Raw genomic sequence first — 21,432 nt, forward strand, 5'->3', positions numbered from 1 at the left:
TTCCTAGCAACAGCAAAATCCTGTTCCTACTTCAAACGGTCCGGATTCAGGCATTCCAGCTCAGGAATGACAAAGATACCGTCTTTACGAATCAGCACATCGTCAAAATAAATCTCCCCGCCGCCATAATCCGGACGCTGGATCAATACGAGATCCCAGTGGATGGACGAGCGGTTGCCATTGTCGGTTTCTTCATACGCCTGACCTGGCGTAAAGTGCAAGCTGCCTGCGATTTTTTCATCGAACAGGATATCTTTCATCGGATGAAGAATATGCGGGTTAAATCCAATCGCGAATTCACCAATATGACGAGCACCCTCATCCGAATTCAGGATTTCATTCAAACGCTCTGTATCGTTACTTGTCGCTTCAACAATTTTGCCATCCTTGAACGTGAACTTGATATTTTCAAAAGTCACTCCATTGTACAAGGTTGGCGAGTTATAACTAATCGTTCCGTTCACGGAATTACGCACAGGGGCGCTGTACACTTCGCCATCCGGGATATTTTTTTGGCCAGAACATTTCTCTGCACCGATATCTTTAATGGAGAAGCTCAGCTCTGTTCCTGGTCCGGTGATACGAACTTTGTCCGTCCGCTTCATCAGGTTAGCAAGCGAGTCCTGCGCTTTGTCCATTTTGGCGTAATCCAGGTTACATACGTCGAAGTAGAAATCTTCGAACGCTTCTGTACTTGTATTGGCGAGTTGCGCCATACTTGCGTTAGGGTAACGCAGTACAACCCATTTCGTATGTTTGACACGTTGTTCACTATGTACCGGGTGGGAGTACAATGAATTGTACATTTTCATTTTTTCTTCCGGCACATCGGACAGATCATTCACATTTTCTCCCGCACGAATACCGATATAACAATCCATCTGTTTCATACGGTTCAGATCAATCTCTGCCCATGTTTTCATCATTTCTTCTGTGGCATTTTTCAGCATCGCACGCTGTACGGTTTTATCAGTCAACTGTACAAAGACGTTACCACCTTTTTTGCCTACCTCTTCAATAATGGCGTTAATCAGATCACGTTCCGATCCAATCATCTCAACCAATACATTTTCACCAGGCTGTACATCTACTGAATAGCCCACCAGGTTTGCTGCAAGCTTTTGAATTCTTGGGTCTTTCATCTTGGTAAAATCCTCCTGTCATCTGCCATACTTGAATTGAACAACGGTAAATTACGATACTATTGTAGCACGCGAACAGTCATCCCGTCAGCAGGCAGTCCCTCACTTCGTTTATTGATATGACTTGAAGTTCACATCGGTGACAAGGGCTTCTTTGTTACTTTTACGGTTGTTGTCCGTGTAACTCATCTGACTTTCAGAGGATAAGCGAAGAGGCAGACTGCTCTTCCGATCTACCGTGAGATGATATACCGTCTGCACGCTCGCTTGTTTCATCATCTGTTGCATCGTTGTTTCGCCCTGTTTCCAAACTTTCTCCAGATCCTTCTCAAGCTTCTCCTTACGCGCCCCTTTCACCGTAGCTGCCTTATGCATATATTCTGCCCGAATGGCGTTCATCTCGTCGTTTAGCTGGGCTACAGCCCATGATTTGGCGTCTTCCGGTGCAAGTTCAATCCGTAATGTTCTGGTTCGACGACCAGCGCCATACTCCGATTGAATGGTTTTGTGCATCCCATCGATCTTCTCCAATTGGGCAATTGGGTTAAAACGAGAAAGAGACCCACGCAGCGGCTCATGCTGCGCTGACAATGCCATCCATTGCCCTTGTTTCCGCTCGAAAGAGGCGCTAAACCCACTGGGCTGTCCATTATTTTTTACGGCAGTTGTTTGAATGCCTGTCCCCACAGCAGTTACTTCTCCAGGTAATCGGGTCTGAAGGGTCAGACGATCATGATTCTCCAGCTTGCCTTCAAACTTGAACTGATTCTCGAACAGCCCACTGTTCTCCCTTCGAAGTCCTGCCTCTCCTTCAAAACTCAACGTTTCTTTTCCCGCTATCCCCGATAAAGCCAAGGAAAAAACCTCCTCAGGCGTTTGATCTCGCTGCATTAATCCACAACCCGGAACACCAATAATCACGATGCTCACAAATAACCATAATGTACGTACCGAATGGCGGTTAAACATGTCTATCTTCACCCTTCCGTGAACTTTGTCCATAGATTGCCCCGCCCGTATATGCTTATACTTCCTTCTATACACATCTTGATCTGCGATGCACAAAAAAAAGAGAACGACTCCGCTTGGAATTGTTCTCTCTTAACGTGTTACTTCCTGTTCCTCTACAACGATTCTGTTCCGACCACCATTCTTGGCGCTGTACAAAGCCATATCAGCCCGATAAAACAAGGACTCTACACTGACCTTTTCATCCATCCAATTCCACTCTGCGATGCCACTGGATACCGTAACGGGCGGTCTGGTCTCTTCTGCGACTCTCTTTCGAATCACTTCCGCATAATCTAACGCCTGCCTTACACTCACCTGTGGCATATAGATCGCCAGTTCTTCTCCACCCCATCTGGCACATACATCCTCCGAGCGAACAGAGCTGGTGACGATCTCACTCACTTGCTTCAATACTTGATCCCCCGTCTGGTGTCCGAACGTGTCATTCACCTGTTTGAACTGATCAATATCCACCACAATGAGGGAGCCACAGAATTCATGAGCCTGTCGCTCGTGAATCACACTGTCCAGATAATGCCTCACGTACAGACCTGTCAACATATCCAGATTAGCCAAGCGCCGAACCTCGGCATGCAGCGTGGCATTTGACAGGGCAAGCCCGATATGAATGGATAACATCTGCAAGAGCCTATAGTTATCATATGAAAAGTAGTGCTCTCTACTGTGTCCCAGCAAAATGGCACCCTTCACTTCACCATTGACTCTGATCGGTGATGCAATCAGTGACATGGATCCCGTATCTTCCATGAAAAAGGAGGACACTTTATCAAATTGCGCATAATTGGCTATAATGAGCGGTTCCTCTGTTCGATAGACCAAACCTGCGATACCGTAGTCTACAGAAAAGGATTGGTGAAAAACATCTTTCACGTTAGATGACATGACTTCGAAGTCATTGGTACTGTCATTGAGTTGAAGAATGCAACACGTTTCAGCCTGGAATATTTCCTTTAACTCTTGCTCGGATAGTTGATAGATCTCGGAAAGATGCAGGCTTTTGTTCAACCGCTGTGTAAGATCATTAATTAAACGAAGTTCCTGAATTAACATATTGGATTGTTCATGCAGCTTGGCGTTCTCAAAGGCCGTTCCTGCAGTGTCTACCATCATCGTAATCAATTGCAAGTCCGATTCTTCCATAATCTCTTCATTCATTTCGATATGGAACACACCGTATATGCCTTGTTTGCCTTTCAGCGGAATCCCTATATCTACAATGCGGTTCTCTGCATCATCTGAGCGAGCAACGATCAGCTTACCTTCCATAAATGAACGCACACAAATATCTTCTCCTCGCTCGTGGACAAGCAACGGTTTAATCCGTGGATCAGAGTTGTTCTGATCCTGAGACATATACAATTTGATATAAGTGGCCGGGTACAAGTAGTCCATACTGTCAAATACCTCATCCAATATGGCCTCGACATCCATTTTGTCATGCATTCGCTGAACAATCTGAAAGAGAATGGACCTCCGGTGTTCCTCACGAGCTGTTTGTTCATGAGCATGTAACAGGTCCGTCATAAATATGTATTCGAATCTTCGGTAAAAGCAGGTGTGATAATGCAATGCCTCAGATTGAACCACAGCTTCAGACGTTTCATATCCATTGGATTCATAGATCACAGCGGTGAATACGGCAAACATATCCTTGTTAGTTCTGGAGAATAAGGGATGTGTTATTATAAGATATTGTCCGTGTTCGCTTGTCCCTTTAAGGGACAGGGCCTGTCTCTTATCCAAACATTCCAATACCAGCCTGCGTGCATTTACGCCCGGATCAGCTTCATGATCGCTATCGTATCCTATGCAATCACCTTCCGTGTTCCACACGCTGTAAAAGGTTGATGTTCTGGCCAGCCTTGAACCCACTTTGGAGTTCCAGTCACTGTATGCCTGCTCTAGCAAGCTACCTAAATATGAAAAATCAAAAGGTGTGATATCCATTTTTTGCATCCACAACACATGCTCTTCATGAGAATGAGGAGCGGCAAAAGATGCGGAATCGCCCGAACTTCGTGAATTCAAGCTGGCAGGTAAACTTCTTAGATGTTCTAACATGTCAGGCGCTCCTTTGCACCGTTTTTGCATCCACCAGGATGCATTAATCTGCAGACGTTATCGCAAACCTGCAAATTTGTTGCGATAACCTTGTTACATAAAGATGATTTAAAGTTAAGATACAATCTATTTTACTCTGTTTAAAGCTTTTTTGCATCCATATTTCAGAAAATTGTCCCATTATTTTAGGCCCAATGACCTATCGACAAATTTAGACGTTTTTTTGCTTTTATTCTACGCTTGACTTTGTTTCTCTTAAACTGTAATATAAATTGTTGATGAAGACTACTAATGGGTCTTTAAATTTGGGCATTACCGGTTGTGTCACCCTCATTCTTTTTGTTGCTTTCAGGACAGCGGCTGAACTTTCCTGATCGTTCTATGCGAGGCCAAGCCCGCATCAACAAATTGGAGCGCAAACAGAGCCCTAATATGAACTTTAACTAAAAAGGAGCTACTTTAAACATGGCACGTTACACTGGTCCTAAATTTAAATTGAGCCGTCGCCTCGGCATTTCCCTTAGCGGAACAGGCAAAGAATTGAAACGCCCTTTCCCTCCAGGTCAGCACGGAGCTAACCAACGCAGAAAAATCAGCAACTACGGTATGCAATTGCAAGAAAAACAAAAATTGCGCCACATGTACGGTTTGGGCGAGAAGCAATTCCGCACACTGTTCTCTAAAGCTCAAAAAATGCAAGGTATTGCCGGTGAGAACTTCATGTTCTTGCTTGAGTGCCGCCTTGACAACCTCGTTTACCGCCTTGGGTTTGCTAACTCCCGCGCTGGAGCGCGTCAGTTGGTAGCACACGGTCACGTAACTGTAAACGGCAAAAAAGTCGATATCGCTTCTTACCAAGTAAGCACTGGTGATGTAATCGGCTTGCGTGAGAAGAGCCGCGCTCTTTCTTCCATTAAAGAAGCTTTGGAAGGCCGTTCGCATCTTCCAGCATACGTTGAATACAACGAAGCAGCTGTAGAAGGTAAATTCATCCGCTTGCCTGAGCGTGCTGAATTGTCCCAAGACATCGATGAAAAACAAATCGTCGAGTTCTACAACCGTTAATCGTTGCAATCACATTAAAGTTTCAACCCAAACAGCTGTCGAGATTTTCTCGACAGCTGTTTTTCTATGCTTTTTTTTAATTATCTTCATTATAGGAACGTAAATAACGATATAAAATATAGACTCCCTTCAGGAGAAGCACACATCCATATATACATCACAAGAATGACATCGAGGGGGATTAAAACATGCATTTTTTTCGCAATCGCAAGCTCGCTGTTAAGCTTGGACTTTTACTCGGGATCGTATTACTCTGTTGTATTGGAGCCCTGATTGCATTTAATACCAAATCCATTTACGACAAAAGCCTCCAGTACGGCGAAACCGTTGCTGGACAGGCAGCAAACCGGGCTACGAATGAATTTATGACTGACATTAATCAGGTGAAAAACACGTTGGACACCATGAGTACCACGTTATTGGATGCAGCTCAGAACGGATCACTCAACCGTGAAGAAGTCGTCAGACTCCTTGAACAATATCTGAAGAAGGACGAGAAAGTTTTTGGCTTTTATACGGGCTGGGAACCAAATGCCTTTGATGGAAACGATGCGGAGCACATCAACAAAAAAGAATATGATGATGCTACGGGTCGATTCGTTCCATACGTTATACGTGATGGCAACTCCCTGCATTTTGAACCTATGCCTACTTATGAGGGAAGCGGTGAAACTAGTACTTACTATCAGCAACCAAAGAAAACCAAATCCATCTATTGGTCCGAGCCTGTGACCTACACGGTTGGCGGAAAAGAAACACTGCTCGTTTCGATTGTCCTCCCTCTATTAGATGAAAACAAAACTTTTCTGGGCATTGTGGGGGCCGACTTTACCATTGATCGTTTTCAGCAAAATATAGCATCACTTAATCCGGATCAGGGTTATGCCATGCTTATTACTAGCGAAGGACAGATTGCTGCACACGGCTCCAAACCGGAGCTGGCTCATGAAGGAGCCGTAATTCCATCTGAAATGAAGACAGTCATTCAGCGTATACAGTCTGGCGAGTCTCAGTTTTACGCTACAGACCCTGAAGTAGGTGAAGAACTATTTATTGCCGAGCCTGCCAGGTTACAAGGAACAGATTCAAACTGGTACCTTGTATCGGCGCTGCCAAAGAGCCATATCCTTCAACCCTTCTATGACAGCTTGAACTGGTCCATACTGATTGCCGCAATGGCAGTACTTCTGCTTGCAAGTGTGGTTACCTACACCATCATCTCCATTGTTAAACAGTTGAATCAAGTTAATATCGTCGCTGGACAGCTGGCTGGCGGGGATTTAACACAAAAGTTACCTGTACGATCCAAAGATGAATTTGGCATCATGGCGGGTCATATGAATCAGATGATGGATACCCTACGTCATACCATATCGGTTATATCCGAACATGCTTTATCTGTCGGCTCCACCTCTCAACAATTGACCGCAGGTGCCGAAGAAACAGGTAAAGCAGCCGAACTGATTGCATTAACAGGAGTCGAACTTGCAGATAAAGCAGGTAAACAGGTGCAGGAGCTGCAAGAGTCCTCCTGTTCCATGAATGAAATATCTGCAGGGATCGGAAGAATTGCAAAGGCCGCCTCCGATGTATCCGATTCATCGCGAACTGTGGCCGAACGAACAACCATCGGAACCGATAAGATTCAGTCCGCTATGCGTATGGTCGATAGTGCCACTTCTTCTGTGCAGACGTCGATGACCGCACTGGAGAATTTCCGCCAACGTTCGGAAGAGATTGGCCATATTACAGGCATGATCACGGAAGTTAGCCGTCAAACCAACCTACTTGCACTTAATGCTTCCATTGAAGCATCGCGAGCAGGTGAACACGGGCGCGGGTTCGGTGTTGTTGCTTCCGAGATTCGTAATCTGGCTGAACAATCCAGAGTATCAGCAGCGCAGATTGCAGCGTTAATTCATAGCGTTCAGCAAGAGGTCCTTTCTCTCGTTGAAAATATGGAACAAGGGAATGCCGAGGTGAGCCATATAGCGGAAGTGATTAATGAGAGTGGTGAACTATTCCTCTCGATTTCATCACAGATTTCAGATGTTAATGAGCAGATTGAGCATGTCTCAGCCATTGCCCAGCAGATGTCGGCTGGATCACAGCAGGTTGATGCCACGTTAGTGCAACTCAAAACCATTGGTCATGAGACAGCAGATCATGCAACTCGTGTTGCCTCTGCCTCTGAGGAACAACTCGCATCCATGGAAGAGATTACGGCGGCGTCTGCCTCACTGGCTAATCTTACCCAGGAATTATTAGAGCTGATTCAACGCTTCAAAACCTAATGTAGAAGCTCCAATACGACTAATCATTCAGGTCACCCTATGCACCTCAGCATGGAGGTGGCCTGCTTATTTTGGCTTACAACTCATGAAATGTGCTTCAATATCGTATGATATATAGCATAATGCATGGCAGAATGGCAAATTTCGACCATTACTTGTATTTCTCAGGCATGCAAACCCGCCTTTTTATGCTATAATAAGTGCTGTTAAAAGGAGGAAGACACTGAATGGTTGATGTTAATAAGAAAAAGCCCGATGAACAGCCTGTACGCAAACGCAGCTTTGCCCGCAGACTGGGAAGTTTCGTCAAATGGATGGTTGTCCTTGGATTTATGGGGGCACTATTTGTAGGCGGTGCTTTGATGGGATACGTCAGTTCCATTGTGAAAGACGAGCCTGTCCGTTCAAGGGCCCTGATTGAACAAAAAGTCAGCGAAAACTCCATCACAGGCTTTGCTTACTTTGCCGACGGCAGTCCGATCGGTCAATTACGTACGGAAGAAGACAGGCGTCCGGTCACTACGGACCAGATCCCACAGAAGGTTATTGATGCTGTCATTTCGATTGAAGACAATCATTTTTACGAACATAAAGGTGTAGACATGAGCGGAACCCTACGTGCCGTGAAACAGAAAGTGCTGAAAGAATCAGTACAAACCGGCGGTAGTACACTGACTCAACAATTGGCGCGTCGTGTGTTTTTGAATCTGGATCGCACGGAAGATCGGAAAGTGAAAGAAATTTTGCTCTCACTCCGACTCGAACGTTTCCTGACCAAAGACGAGATCATGACTGCCTATCTGAACAAAGTTCCTTTTGGTAATGGTTCCAGCGGATACAACGTTTACGGAATCAAAGCGGCAGCCAAAGGATTGTTCAATATTAACGATCTGGAAAAAATCAACATCGCTCAAGCTGCTTATCTTGCTGGATTGCCACAACTCCCCTCCTCTTACTCCGCTTTTAACGGTAAAGGTGATTTTGTAGAGGAGAATTTTGACCGCGCAATCAACCGTCAGCATCTGGTACTACGCCGTATGCTTGAACTGGGCAAAATCAATCAGACCGAGTATGACAAAGCTCTTGCTTTTGATATCAAAAGCTCTCTCGCTCCGAAGACCATCAAGGCTTACAACACTTATCCATATCTTATGATGGAAACAGAACGACAAGCTGCACAGATTTTGATGAAACAGTTGAATTCCGACACAGCTGAATCTACAGACAAAGCTACGGATGCAGACACACCTCAGAAGGAAAGCAGTGCATTATTAGAGGAAGCTCAGACGCAACTGCGGACAGGTGGATATCGTATATACACGACCATCAACAAAAGTATCTACAAAACGATGCGTACCATTGCGGAAGATGACAGCAATTTCTCAGCAGATGATCCTGTCAAAGGAAAAGAACAAACTGCTGCTATGCTGATTAATCACAAAACCGGTGCAATTCTAGGGATGATTGAGGGACGGGATTTCCAGGATGAACAGATGAACTACGCAACGCAGATGATACGCCAGCCAGGTTCAACGATGAAACCTATAGCCGCTTATCTTCCTGCGCTAGATGAAGGTCTTGTTCAGCCAGCTTCAATTATTGATGACTCACCGATCATTCTCAAAAATGGTCCGAGCGGATACCACATTGCCAAGAATGCCAACAACCGGTATCAGGGACTCGTCACTGCCCGCAGAGCACTGAATTATTCTCTTAATATACCGGCTCTGAAGTTGTTTAATGAAGAAGTAGGGATCGAGAAGGCTTGGACCTTCGCCAAGAAACTGGGGATTACCACCATTCAGAAGGAAGACTATCAGGCTCAGACCGGTGTTCTCGGTGGTCTCCAATACGGTGTAACCGTTGAAGAATTAACCAGTGCCTATGGTGCTATCGCCAATAATGGTGTATATAACGATTCTTACATGATTAGCAAAATTGTAGATTCCAAAGGAAACATCGTTTATAAACACGATACTGAACCTGTCCAAGCCTTCTCGGAGCAGACAGCATACCTGATGACCGATATGCTGCGGACCGTTATTACAGAAGGAACGGCAGATAAAGTACGTGAAAATTACAAATATTCCAAGAGTGTGCCAATCGTAGGTAAAACGGGTTCCACTCAAAACTACGCAGATGTGTGGTTTGAAGGTTATACACCAGATGTCACACTTGGCGTGTGGGTTGGATACAAACAGCCCGTGAATACGCTGGAAAGTAAATCACAGAGAAAACGTGCGCAGCAACTATGGTCGAAAATCCTGAACGAAGTGATCGATACGCAAAAAGATCTGTTCGTTACGGATTCGTTCAAAAAACCGTCTGGCATCGAAACGCGCACGGTGTCTGCATACAGTGGCAAGTTGCCAACATCCATGACTGATAAATTTGTTACGGATATTTTCAACAGCAAGTTTGTTCCGAAGGATAGCGATGACGGTGTAGCCAAAGCCAAGTACATTACTTACAATGGTGTAAACTATATTCCGCGTGACGGAACACCTTCGGACATGTTGAAGGAAAAAACAGTAATCAAGCGTAAAAAACCAATCTCGGATCTCATCAAAGAATTGCAAAATGCATTCTCACGTATGAGTCGACATGAGTCACTTGCTTATTATCTTCCTGAAGATGCTGGTGCAGACATGCCAACACAGATTGATCCAAGGACAGATAACGGAAAAGCTCCTGATGCACCAAGCAACGTACGCATCTCAACCTCAGGTGACAGAGCTGTCATTACATTTAATGCCACACCTGAAAATGATGTCGTGGGTTATCGTCTGTACCGTTCTGTAAACGGTGGAGGATTCCAGAACCAGGGTCAGGTTGTCCTGACTGGTGAATCCAGATCATTCTCTGCATATGCAGCGCAAGGCGGTAACTTCGCCTTCTATGTAACGGCAGTGGATGTTGCCGGCAGAGAATCTGCTCCTAGCGCTACAGTAAATAGTGCTGGTGTAGCTCCTCCTGTGGAAGAAGAGATTGATGAACCGATTGAAGTTCCAGGTACAGTCGTTACGCCGGGAGAAACGCAGACCGATAATACAACAACGACAGCCCCAGGCACACCTGGTCAAGTCAGCGTATCTGCCCTCACGCAAGGACTGCGTATTCAATGGGCGTCCAGTCCAAACGCAGATAGTTATACTGTATATTACAGTGAAACAGGCTCGGCTCCTTACACCAAAATTGGAACAACAGCGGGAAATACCATGGATTATGGAGTACCCGCATCGACCAGTGGATGGTTCAAGGTATCTGCCAGCAACAGTGCGGGTGAATCCGAGCCTTCTGCAGCCCTACATTTTCAACCCTGATTCAGGCATAGCGTTCCAAAACAAGCCGCATCCTCAGACTGTATCTGAGTGTGCGGCTTTTTATTTGTATTTACAGCAGCCAAAAAGCCTGCTTCATGCCATTGGCATAAAGCAGGCTTTTACAATCCATTTTAATGGGTAGAGTCACTGTATTTGGCTTCGTAGAGTATTAACTTCTCCCCACTACTCAATGTATCGGTATCGATAGCACCACATTGATGATCCTAGCATTATCGCGTTAGTCTTCAATGGTGGATAGATCTCCTGTTGGCAGATCAAGCTCCCAGGCCTTCAGCACACGGCGCATGATCTTGCCGGAACGTGTCTTGGGCAGTTTATCCTTGAACTCAATCTCACGCGGAGCAGCGTGGGCAGACAGGCCCTCTTTGACAAAACGATAGATCTCTTCTTTCAGCTCCGGTGTCGCCTCATATCCTTCACGAAGCGCCACAAAGGCCTTGATGATCTCCCCACGTGTCACATCCGGCTTACCGATTACACCCGCCTCTGCTACCGCAGGATGCTCCACGAGCTTGCTCTCGACCTCAAAGGGGCCAATACGCTCGCCTGACGAATTAATCACATCATCAATACGTCCCTGGAACCAGAAATATCCTTCTTCATCCATATAAGCGGAATCACCGGATACATACCAACCCGTAAGCCTGAAATACTCCTCGTATTTCACCGGGTTATTCCAGATCTTCGCCATCATGGATGGCCAAGGTGCCCGTATGGCCAGATTACCCATACTGTACGGCGGTAATTCCTGCCCGCGATCATCAATAATCGCTGCTTCGATTCCAGGCAACGGACGTCCCATGGAGCCAGGCTTAATCGGCATTCCGGGATAGTTACAGATTAGCTGTGCACCTGTTTCCGTCATCCACCATGTATCATGAATCCGCTGACCATAGGCTTTCCATCCCCAACGAACAACCTCCGGATTGAGCGGTTCACCAACAGACATGACATGACGCAGACTGCTCAGATCATGCTGGGCAATGGTCTCTTCTCCCGCTCCCATCAGCATACGAAAGGCCGTTGGTGCACTGTACCAGATCGTGACTTTGTTCTTCTGGATGGTGCTGTACCAATCTTGAGGACTGAAACGACCACCCCGTATCACATTGGTCACTCCGTTGAGCCATGGAGCAAAGATACCGTAAGAAGTGCCTGTCACCCAACCAGGGTCAGCAGTGCACCAGTATACATCATCCTCGCGTAAATCCAAGACAACCTTACCTGTATAATAGTGCTGAATCATAGCATTTTGAACATGGTACACCCCTTTGGGTTTACCCGTAGAGCCTGAGGTATAGTGAATAAGCAAACCATCCTCACGATTCAGCCACTCTACTTCCATCTCATCCGAAGCGGCTGACATCTCTGCATCAAAATCGATGAGTCCTTCCTCAGTCTGCGCGCCCCCACCCACAATAAATATATGTTTGAGCTCGGGCAATTCGGAACGTTTGATGCGTTTTAGCAATTCCGGAGTGGTGACGAGCGCTACTGCTCCGCTATCCTCCAGCCGATCCTTCACAGCCGTTTCCATAAAAGCTTCGAACAACGGGCCCGCGATGGCTCCAGCTTTCAATATGCCCAGGAGACTAAAATACAGCTCAGGACTTCGAGGCATAAAAATAAACACCCGTTCCCCTTTGACTATGCCATATTTGCGGAGAACGTTCCCGAACCGACTCGACTGTTCACTCAGATCAGCAAAAGTATAGGACTCTTCGCGTGAAGCATCGCTATACAATAAAGCGGTTTTCCCGCCCCTTCCTTCCAGTACATGACGATCAATCGCTTCATGCGCCATGTTTACTTTTCCGCTGGCGTGCCACGTAAAGTGCCTTTCCACCGATTCCCAATCGAACCGGCTTCTCGCCTCCGTGTAATCGCCCAGATTAGATTCAGACACAACCGTTTGCAGCATCTCACCATGTGCTTGACTCATGCTTGCCAGCCTCCTTCAACTCGACATTTCGATTCCCGTTAGGGGTCACTTCTCATTGCCTTTGTGTTGACTGAACTTCCAGTTAGCGCTTACATTAGTAGAGAGAACTTCTCATCATGTACTTGCTCGGCCAAACAGATGTTAACTATACTGTATTGAATTGTGAACATTTTTTGTCTACGCAATTATAGCAAATCTTTTCAATTGTCGTCTATGGCTTTTCAATTTTTTGGATTTTTGCTATAGCGTTCTTTTTGAAGAACAACCTCTAAAAGTAGGAAAGAGAGGAGCATGAACCATGGAACATATCAAAGAACATCATATGCGTTCCATCTTCAAGTCCGGCCACCGAATTACTGTTGAAGGCCCCGTGCAAGCCGAGGAGATAACCCGTCTTGCCTTCCATCCAGATCTGGATGCCTTTCGGCGCCCAACGGAGCAGCAGGAAGCTCTGGCCGAGATCGCAGCATTGCCTGAAGGGCGAATTATCATTGCACACGAAAATGAAACCATTATCGGCTATGTAACCTTTCACTATGCGGATGAGTGTGAACGCTGGTCCGAGGGCAACATGACTGATCTGATTGAGCTTGGGGCAATTGAGGTTGCGGACAACTATCGCTCGCTTGGCATTGGACGTGAGATGTTGCTCACAGCTCTGGAAGATAAACACATGGAGAACTACATTATTTTCACGACAGAATATTATTGGCATTGGGATCTGAAGGGCAGCGGACTAAACGTATGGGATTATCGCAAAATGATGGAGAGGCTGATGCAAACGATCGACATGACCTGGTATGCAACAGACGACCCCGAAATCTGTTCACATCCTGCGAACTGTTTGATGGTACGAATCGGAAGTCATGTACCCATAACATCGGAAGAACAGTTTGATCGTGTGCGTTTCCGCCACCGGTTTATGTACTAATGCAATGATCTGTTCCAAACGATATACATAACAAAAACCGCCTCTCGCAGCGTTGCTCCATACTTCATGGAACAGCTAATCAAAAGGCGGTTTTTCATTGATTTTGGGTTGGCATTGCAATCGTAATTTATGCCATTACATATTTTCTAACATATGCTCCACAATACGGTGTGAACGCTGAGAAGATTCCACGGTAAATTCAGCAAAGTTAACATGCGCAGAACCATCCGCTTTATCTGACATCCCACGCAGGACAACAAACGGTACTCGATTCATGTAACAGACCTGGGCAACTGCTGCCCCTTCCATCTCGGCACATGCACCGTCCATTTCAGTATATAACATGTTAACCGTATCTTTATTCGCAATAAATTGGTCTCCAGATAACACTTTACCGACCAGATAATTGGCTCCCTGAGCTTTACACGCTTCTTCAGCCAGTGTAATAAGCGAAGCCTCGGCAGGGAATGCAGATGTCTCCTGGTAAGGAATAACCCCGCGTGCAAACCCCAGTGGCGTTACATCCATGTCGTGCTGAACACATACAGACGATATAACCATATCTCCAATGTTCAACTCCGGGTTAACTGCACCCGCAACACCTGTGAAGATAATCCGATTAACCTGAAAACGATCAATCAAGATCTGCGTTGTAACCGCTGCATTTACTTTACCTACGCCGGATTTGCACACAACAATTTGCTTGCCCAGCCACTCGCCTGCAATGTATGTAATCCCGGTTTGTTTGACCGTCTCAAGCTGCTTCATGCCTGCCAGCAGAAGCTCGACTTCCTCATCCATCGCTCCGATAATCCCAATCGTTTCACGCATCTTCCGAATACCTCCTGTTTTCACTTTTAACCTCATTCAGCACAAAAGCTCCGTCTCCGGAGCTTTCGCATATCCACTATGTAGAGAGAACAATGACTTCTCCCTTACTGTATATAATCCCGATTAAACTACATCTGCATGACTTACAGACAGACGAAGAATCGTTTCATGCGGCAAAATAACCCGTGGGTTCTCCACATTTTCTTTCTTCATCAACTTGGTCAGCAAACGCATCGCTACTGCGCCAAGGTCGTACATTGGCTGAGCCACTGTTGTCAACTGAGGACGCACCATGGAAGCCATACGGATGTTATCCACACTAATAATGGAGAAGTCATCCGGTACTTTCAGACCGTCATCCTGAATGCTGTGAATGGCACCAATGGCCATTTCATCGGTAGCAGCAAAGATAGCTGATGGTTTTTTCTTGAGTCCAAGGAAATATTTCATTGCTTCCACACCGGATTCATATCGATAGTTACCGATTCGAACAAGATCCTCCTGGTATTCAATCCCCGCTGCTTCCAGTGCTTTTTTGTAACCTTGGAAACGGGCATATCCATTCGCCGGATCTTGCAGTGTACCACTGATCATCGCAATTTCCTTGTGTCCATGACGAATCAGGGTGTTTACCGCGTCAAACGCAGCCGCCTCATGGTCAATATCCACCGAAGGGAATGTGCCCTTCTCATCACTCGTTGCACAAAGTACGATCGGCACAGCCGCAGACTGGAACGCCTGAATGTGTTCGTCCGTTACTGTTCCGCCCATGAAGAGCAGTCCGTCTACTTGTTTTTCGAGCAACGTGTTAATAACACGAATTTCTTTTTCTTTCTTCTTGTCTGCATTACACAAAATAATATTGTAGTGATACATATTCGCAATATCTTCAATTCCGCGGGCAATCTCCGCGAAGGTTGAGTTCGAAATATCCGGAATAACAACCCCGACCGTGGTTGTCTTCTTGCTTGCCAGACCTCTGGCTACCGCATTCGGACGATATCCCAACCGCTCGATGGCTTCATATACTTTTTTCCGCGTTTGCGGTTTGACATTAGGGTTATTATTAACTACCCGTGATACCGTTGCCATAGACACTCCAGCTTCACGTGCCACATCATAAATGGTTACCGTCACAGTACTTCTCTCCATTACCAGTAAATTTTCATACCATTTTCATTAAGATTTATATTACGACAAATTTTTGCATTAATCAATTAAAATAGGCTTTAGGACTCACTCAAAACATTCGTAAGTGTGGTTCTAGTAATATCTGAATGGGAAGTATGCCATACAGGAATTCCCTTTTTAATCAGGATCGCCTGTGGAGATTCATGCTTAACACCCAGCTTGTCTGCTGCTTCATTGGATACCGCGCGATCTTCCACAACATAGATGATGCCATATTTCACTTGTTCATTGGCATTGTTAAGCAAATAATCGTTCATCTCCTGATAAGCGTTTGAGCTGATCGGACAGCGCGTGCTATGCTTAAACAGAAGCAAGGGTTGATCCTTGGTAGCCTCCACTGCGGAGTTTAGCTGTTCAATACTTGTCATTTTAGTCATGTCAGCCATTAGATATACATCCCCCTTTACCAGGAATACCGCTATGTTGAGCGTTTTCACTCTTCGATATCTTAACAAAAAGTGCGCGAAAAAGCCAATTTTCATGAAAACAAGCATTTTACACGTCAAAATTAGACAGCATTTGAGAAGTACTCCTGCCACACAAATCCGGATAATTGACTTAATCTACGCTCCGTGGTCTCCATCCACGCTGCATCACCAGACTTCGTTGCGTAACCCATAATGTCCAGCAGCAGATTGATACGCTCCTCCACTGCTTGCTGCATTCGATATTCCATCTCCCGATCAGTCGCATCCGGCCAGGCCAGCAGTAGCTCATGAAACAGGTCTGCCAGTTCATTACGTTCACCAAAAGATACGTCTTGCTTCACGGGCTGTTCACCCAATGTGTTAATGCATTCTGTTAAGTCCGGCTTGACCGGCGGAAGCACTTCATATGATACACAGTCTGTACACGCAAATACGGGTACGTTTCGAATCTCCACTTTTTTGGCGTACACCACTGTTCTTAATTCCAACTCCATTACATGTCCACATCTGCACGACTTGCGCACCACCATCACCTCATTCGTTCTATACTCTATATAAGTACCATTCGACCTATTTCGGCTCAAATCCTGCTATAAACGAAAGGTTGCACAAATTACCACTCCCTCCAGATGAAGGTTGTCGAATGCAGGCAGTTACTGACTTGTAATCGCTTCCTCCAAACTGAATATGCACTTCCATGAAGTCCCTTGGAGAATCTGTTACAATTAAAGACGCAACAGACCTAATCACCACAAAAAGGAGAGATGGACATGAGATTAACCGGCAAAAAAGTCATCGCTCTGGTCGATGAAGAATTCGAGGATTTAGAATTGTGGTACCCTGTACATCGGGTTCGTGAAGAAGGTGCAGAAGTACATCTTGCTGGAGAGAAAAAAGGAAAAACCTATATTGGCAAATATGGTGTGCCTGCTGAAGCCGAATACAGTTTCGATGAACTCGACAGTTCAGATTACGATGGCATTCTCGTGCCAGGCGGCTGGGCACCAGACAAGCTGCGTCGTTATCCCAAAGTACTGGAGCTTGTAAAGGAAATGAATGCAGACCGGAAACCGATTGGACAGATCTGTCATGCCGGCTGGGTGCTGATTTCTGCCAAAATTCTGGACGGAGTTACAGTAACCTCTACACCAGGCATTCGGGATGACATGGAAAATGCAGGTGCCATCTGGAAAGATGAAGCCGTTGTTGTTGATGGACATATCATCTCAGCACGTCGTCCGCCTGACCTTCCCCCTTATGGCAAGGCATTCTGTGATGCACTCGCTGACAAGTAAAAATAACCCCATTGTGCTCTCATGCACAGTGGGGTTATTTTATATAACAAGGTTTCCGACAAATAATTATCACAAATGTAAATATATTAACTTAAAGGTATTTATATCCATTTTCCCTAATTACGATGCGTTCGAACCACTTTGTTCATCTGGACTTCCCGTAGAGTCATTAAAGACTTGTAGTCGCTCCTCAATATCTCCGCTGGTCCGTAAGGCGAAGCACTTTCGCGCTTCTTCTTTGGCGGTCGATGCTGTTGTGTTCAGCACTCTGTGCTTCACACGTAACAAGGATTGTGGAGACATACTCAAGTGGCGAATGCCAAGCTCCAACCAAAGCGGAATGGCACGTTCGTCCCCTGCCATCTCTCCGCACACACTGACATCAATTCCAGCCGTATGAGCCGCATCTGCTGTCGCACGAAGCATCCGCAGAACAGCCGGATGATAGGGGTGATACATATGAGCAATCTGCTCATTCATTCGATCTACTGCAAGTACATATTGAACCAGGTCGTTCGTACCAATACTGAAGAAATCAGCTTCCTCTGCGAGCAGATCAGCAATCATCACCGCTGCAGGAACTTCGATCATAATTCCCACCTGAATGTGAGGGTCGTATGATAATCCCCGCTCGTCCAGATCGGACATCGCCTCACGAAGAATCTCATTGGCCTGCTGAAGTTCTTCCACCGAAGAGATCATAGGGTACATAATTTTGACATTTCCGGCCGCGCTGGCACGCAGAATGGCTGTAAGCTGTGTTTTGAACAGATCCTTGCGGTCGAGACTAATCCGAATGGCACGGTAACCCAGAAACGGATTGTCTTCCTCCGGCAATTCAAAGTAATCGAGTTGCTTGTCACCACCGATATCCAGTGTACGAATAACAACGGATTGTCCTGCTGTTTTCTCTGCCACAAGACGGTACACCTCATACTGTTCTTGCTCACCCGGGAAAGTAGCACGGTCCATATACAAGAATTCTGTTCGGAACAAGCCCACACCTTTGGCACCTTGTTTCAAAGCAAGGTCCAATTCCTTCACCGAACTGATATTGGAAGCCAAGTGCAAAACGGCCCCATCTTTGGTTACGGCATCCACGGTAGCAAGGACTTGAAGTTGTTCCTTTTTCTTCAGTTGTTTGCTGCGAAGCATGGTATACCGTTCAATTGTCTTGCGATCCGGGTCCGTAAATACCAAGCCATTGTCACCATCCACCACAAGCATATCCCCTGTCTCTACTGGCATGCCAAGACTCGCTTCCAGACCGGAAACGAGAGGAATGCCAAGGGCACGAGCCATAATCGCGGAATGTGATGTTTTCCCTCCAATCAAGGTCACAATACCTAGCACATGGGTGGGATTCAGATGCGCCAGTTGAGATGGCGACAGTTCTTTGGCAACAAGTACATACGGCTGGGTATCGGAAGGAAGTGTAATCTCCGGTGCACCGAGCAAATGCTTGAGCAGACGGTTACCCACATCCTTGATGTCAATGGCCCGCTCCTTCATATACTCGTCTTCCAGCAAGTCAAACATCGTGACAAAATGGTCTATGGCTTCTTTGACCGCCACTTCTGCTGCCTTATATTGACGCTCAATAATGCCGCGAATTTCGTTCATGAATACCGGATCTTCTAGGATTGCCAGATGTGCATCAAAGATACTGGACTCCTCTGGACCAACAACTTCCTTGAACTCATTTTTGATATATTCGATCTCATCCTTTGATGTCCGTATGCCCTCATACAGCCGTTCGAACTCTTGGGCGAGATCCACCGAATCCATCTTCTGATCCGGCAGATCCCATTCCCAACTGGGCAGGACAAATGCTTTGCCGATGGCTATGCCTGCAGCTCCGTTGATGCCTTGTATCTTCATTCTACCCCTCCAACGTTCCTGTCATAGAGCACCACGGACATAACGGATGCCTGACCTTTCTTAACTTGCTTAAATGGAGCAAAACTCCATGATTTTACACGATCTGGATTCGTAATTACCATTGGTGTTGTTAGTGACGCCGCTTGCTCGCGGAGTACTGCCAGATCAAACTTGATCAACAACTGCCCCGGCTCCACCGTATCGCCCTCCTGAACAAAAGCTTCAAAATGGCCTTTCAACTGAGAGGTATCGATGCCGATATGCAGTAACACTTCAAGCCCCTCACGGGTAGATATACCCAAGGCATGCATGGTCGGGTACAAGTGCATAATCGTTCCGTACACGGGTGAGACCAGCTCTCCCTTTTCCGGAACAAAGGCTACACCATCACCGACAAGCTTGGCTGCAAAGATCTGATCCGGCACCTCTTCAATCGGGAGCATTTTGCCCTGAACGGGAGCACAGAACAGAACCTGTTGCAGATCTCTTTCCAGCAGCTTCGCGATTTCTTCCCGAATCAATTCCGAGTAGGTACCGAATACCACCTGTACGTTACCGCCACCCAGCTTGATCAGTCCAGCAGACCCCATACTCTTCATGGCACCCGTGTCGATCAGGCGGTCATCATGCACAGTCAGGCGAAGACGTGTAATACATGCTTCAACCTGTACAATGTTACTCTTCCCACCCAATGCCTCGAGGATTAAAGGTGCCTGATAAGGAATGTTACCTACCCAATCTTCCAGCATGGAGCCCTCTTCACGTCCTGGTGTTGGAATCTTGAACGTACGAATCGCCCATCGGAACAGGAAGTAGTAAACCAGCCCATATAGTATGCCAATCGGAATGAGCTTCCAAGCATTCTCCGATAGATGGAAATTGAGTATGTAATCAATAATACCTGCGGAGTAAGAAAATCCATGCCGGATATCAAGCCAGTAACTAATCCACATGGCAACGCCGGACATCACTGCATGCACGATGAACAGATAAGGTGCTGCGAACAAAAAAGCAAACTCAATCTGTTCCGATACCCCGGTTAGAAAACAAACGAGTGCCGATGTCAGAAAAGTTTTCTTGATTTTTGGTTTCAGATCTTCCCTGGCTTCCTGAATAATAGCAAAGGCTATTGCCGGAATGGCAAACATCATGATGGGAAACAAACCCGCCATAAAGAATCCTGCTGTTGGATCACCTGCAAAAAATCGGGGCAAATCCCCTTGCACAATGTTACCATCAGGCGTTTCAAACGTCCCTAACTGGAACCAAAACACATTGTTAAGCAGGTGATGAAGCCCAAAAGCAACCAGCACCCTGTATAACACTCCGTAGATGAATAGTCCAAAACCCCCGAGACTGTATTCCCAGGTAGCAATGCCGTTCAGTCCATGCTGTAGGATCGGAGCGAGCCATAACATAAAACAGGAGAACAATGCCGAACAGAGTCCGACAATGAGCAAAACAAACCTTGAACCTCCAAAAAATTGTAAAATTTCAGGCAGTTTAATGCTTTTAAACCGATTATGCATCCCACCGGCAAGCGCGCCGAGTATGATTCCGATTAAGGAAGCGGGCTGAACGGTGCCATCCCCGAAGTTCCGAGTCACCTGATCATATATCACGATACCAGCCAGAGCAGCAAGTCCCGCTTGTCCGGCCTGGTTGGAGAGTCCCAGTGCTACACCGACAGCGAACAGATACGGTAAGAAATAAAAAATACCGTGTCCGGCCACGGTAGACACTTCACCGACAATATCCAATCCCCAGGCGTCCCAAGGCAGACTGCCAACACTGAGCAAAATTGCGGCGGCGGGCAGGACCATTGTAGGCAGCATTACCGCTCGTCCGAGCTGCTGCAAGGATCCGAGCCAATTCATGGCGACCTCTCCTTTCTATCCTAGATGGTAAGCTTTACGCAACGTTTTGTCAAAGCAAAACAGTAACCAATTGGTAATTAATACGTCAAAAATAGAACAGAAAAAATCCCGTCAACTT

Annotated in this window: 15 protein-coding genes; 5 read left to right on the forward strand and 10 right to left on the reverse strand. The window is 46.2% G+C overall.

The genetic code is table 11. From position 1 onward, the window contains the following. Positions 1-26 precede the first annotated feature (26 nt). The 3 genes from MHI48_RS20775 to MHI48_RS20785 form a co-directional block, all read right to left on the reverse strand. On the reverse strand, positions 27-1,142 hold the full coding sequence (locus MHI48_RS20775) for an aminopeptidase (RefSeq protein ID WP_076328038.1): 1,116 nt from the start codon (positions 1,140-1,142) through the stop codon (positions 27-29). A 111-nt stretch (positions 1,143-1,253) separates the two neighbouring features. Next, complete coding sequence (locus MHI48_RS20780) at positions 1,254-2,144, reverse strand: hypothetical protein (RefSeq protein ID WP_405141643.1); 891 nt, start codon at positions 2,142-2,144, stop codon at positions 1,254-1,256. A gap of 99 nt (positions 2,145-2,243) precedes the next feature. Further along, positions 2,244-4,235 (reverse strand): sensor domain-containing diguanylate cyclase, encoded by a 1,992-nt coding sequence (locus MHI48_RS20785; protein ID WP_076328040.1) that lies wholly within the window; start codon positions 4,233-4,235, stop codon positions 2,244-2,246. 465 nt (positions 4,236-4,700) lie between these two features. Between MHI48_RS20785 and rpsD the strand changes: the two genes are divergently transcribed. The 3 genes from rpsD (at position 4,701) to MHI48_RS20800 (ending at position 10,917) form a co-directional block, all read left to right on the forward strand. Next, entirely contained in the window at positions 4,701-5,300 is a 600-nt protein-coding gene (gene rpsD, locus MHI48_RS20790; RefSeq protein WP_017687421.1) for a 30S ribosomal protein S4, read from the forward strand. 188 nt (positions 5,301-5,488) lie between these two features. Further along, entirely contained in the window at positions 5,489-7,594 is a 2,106-nt protein-coding gene (locus tag MHI48_RS20795) for a methyl-accepting chemotaxis protein (protein WP_076328041.1), read from the forward strand. A 227-nt stretch (positions 7,595-7,821) separates the two neighbouring features. Further along, a complete protein-coding gene (locus tag MHI48_RS20800) occupies positions 7,822-10,917 on the forward strand; it encodes a transglycosylase domain-containing protein (RefSeq protein ID WP_076328042.1) in 3,096 nt (1,031 codons plus the stop codon). A 238-nt stretch (positions 10,918-11,155) separates the two neighbouring features. On the opposite strand, the gene acsA is transcribed toward MHI48_RS20800, so the two are convergent. Next, positions 11,156-12,880 carry an acetate--CoA ligase gene (gene acsA, locus MHI48_RS20805; protein ID WP_076328043.1) on the reverse strand — a complete coding sequence of 575 codons (1,725 nt, stop codon included), beginning with the start codon at positions 12,878-12,880 and terminating at the stop codon, positions 11,156-11,158. 298 nt (positions 12,881-13,178) lie between these two features. On the opposite strand from acsA, the gene MHI48_RS20810 reads away from it, so the two are divergent. Next, complete coding sequence (locus MHI48_RS20810) at positions 13,179-13,811, forward strand: GNAT family N-acetyltransferase (protein ID WP_076328044.1); 633 nt, start codon at positions 13,179-13,181, stop codon at positions 13,809-13,811. A 135-nt stretch (positions 13,812-13,946) separates the two neighbouring features. Here the strand turns inward: MHI48_RS20810 and MHI48_RS20815 are convergent, their stop codons facing one another. The 4 genes from MHI48_RS20815 to MHI48_RS20830 all read right to left on the reverse strand — a co-directional run bounded on the left by MHI48_RS20815 (position 13,947) and on the right by MHI48_RS20830 (position 16,755). Further along, the gene (locus tag MHI48_RS20815) at positions 13,947-14,642 is read right to left on the reverse strand and encodes a 5'-methylthioadenosine/adenosylhomocysteine nucleosidase (RefSeq protein ID WP_076328045.1); all 696 of its coding nucleotides are present in this window, start codon (positions 14,640-14,642) and stop codon (positions 13,947-13,949) included. Between the two features lie 123 nt (positions 14,643-14,765). Then, entirely contained in the window at positions 14,766-15,779 is a 1,014-nt protein-coding gene (ccpA, locus tag MHI48_RS20820; RefSeq protein WP_036614690.1) for a catabolite control protein A, read from the reverse strand. Positions 15,780-15,871: 92 nt separating this feature from the next. Next, positions 15,872-16,219, reverse strand: a complete 348-nt coding sequence (ytxJ, locus tag MHI48_RS20825; RefSeq protein ID WP_076250848.1) for a bacillithiol system redox-active protein YtxJ — start codon at positions 16,217-16,219, stop codon at positions 15,872-15,874. A gap of 122 nt (positions 16,220-16,341) precedes the next feature. Further along, positions 16,342-16,755, reverse strand: coding sequence for a hypothetical protein (locus MHI48_RS20830; RefSeq protein ID WP_083669816.1), 414 nt, complete (start codon positions 16,753-16,755; stop codon positions 16,342-16,344). A gap of 276 nt (positions 16,756-17,031) precedes the next feature. Here MHI48_RS20830 and MHI48_RS20835 point away from each other — a divergent pair, with 276 nt between their 5' ends. Then, a complete protein-coding gene (locus MHI48_RS20835; RefSeq protein ID WP_036674874.1) occupies positions 17,032-17,556 on the forward strand; it encodes a type 1 glutamine amidotransferase domain-containing protein in 525 nt (174 codons plus the stop codon). 120 nt (positions 17,557-17,676) lie between these two features. Here the strand turns inward: MHI48_RS20835 and ptsP are convergent, their stop codons facing one another. Continuing rightward, positions 17,677-19,437 (reverse strand): phosphoenolpyruvate--protein phosphotransferase, encoded by a 1,761-nt coding sequence (gene ptsP / locus MHI48_RS20840; RefSeq protein ID WP_036674873.1) that lies wholly within the window; start codon positions 19,435-19,437, stop codon positions 17,677-17,679. Next, positions 19,434-21,314, reverse strand: coding sequence for a glucose PTS transporter subunit IIA (locus MHI48_RS20845; RefSeq protein WP_036674872.1), 1,881 nt, complete (start codon positions 21,312-21,314; stop codon positions 19,434-19,436). The genes ptsP and MHI48_RS20845 overlap by 4 nt, the downstream gene beginning before the upstream one ends. Between the last annotated feature and the right edge of the window lie 118 nt (positions 21,315-21,432).

Source organism: Paenibacillus sp. FSL H7-0942 (genome assembly GCF_045040715.1).
In the GTDB taxonomy this organism is placed as follows: Bacteria; Bacillota; Bacilli; order Paenibacillales; family Paenibacillaceae; genus Paenibacillus; species Paenibacillus amylolyticus.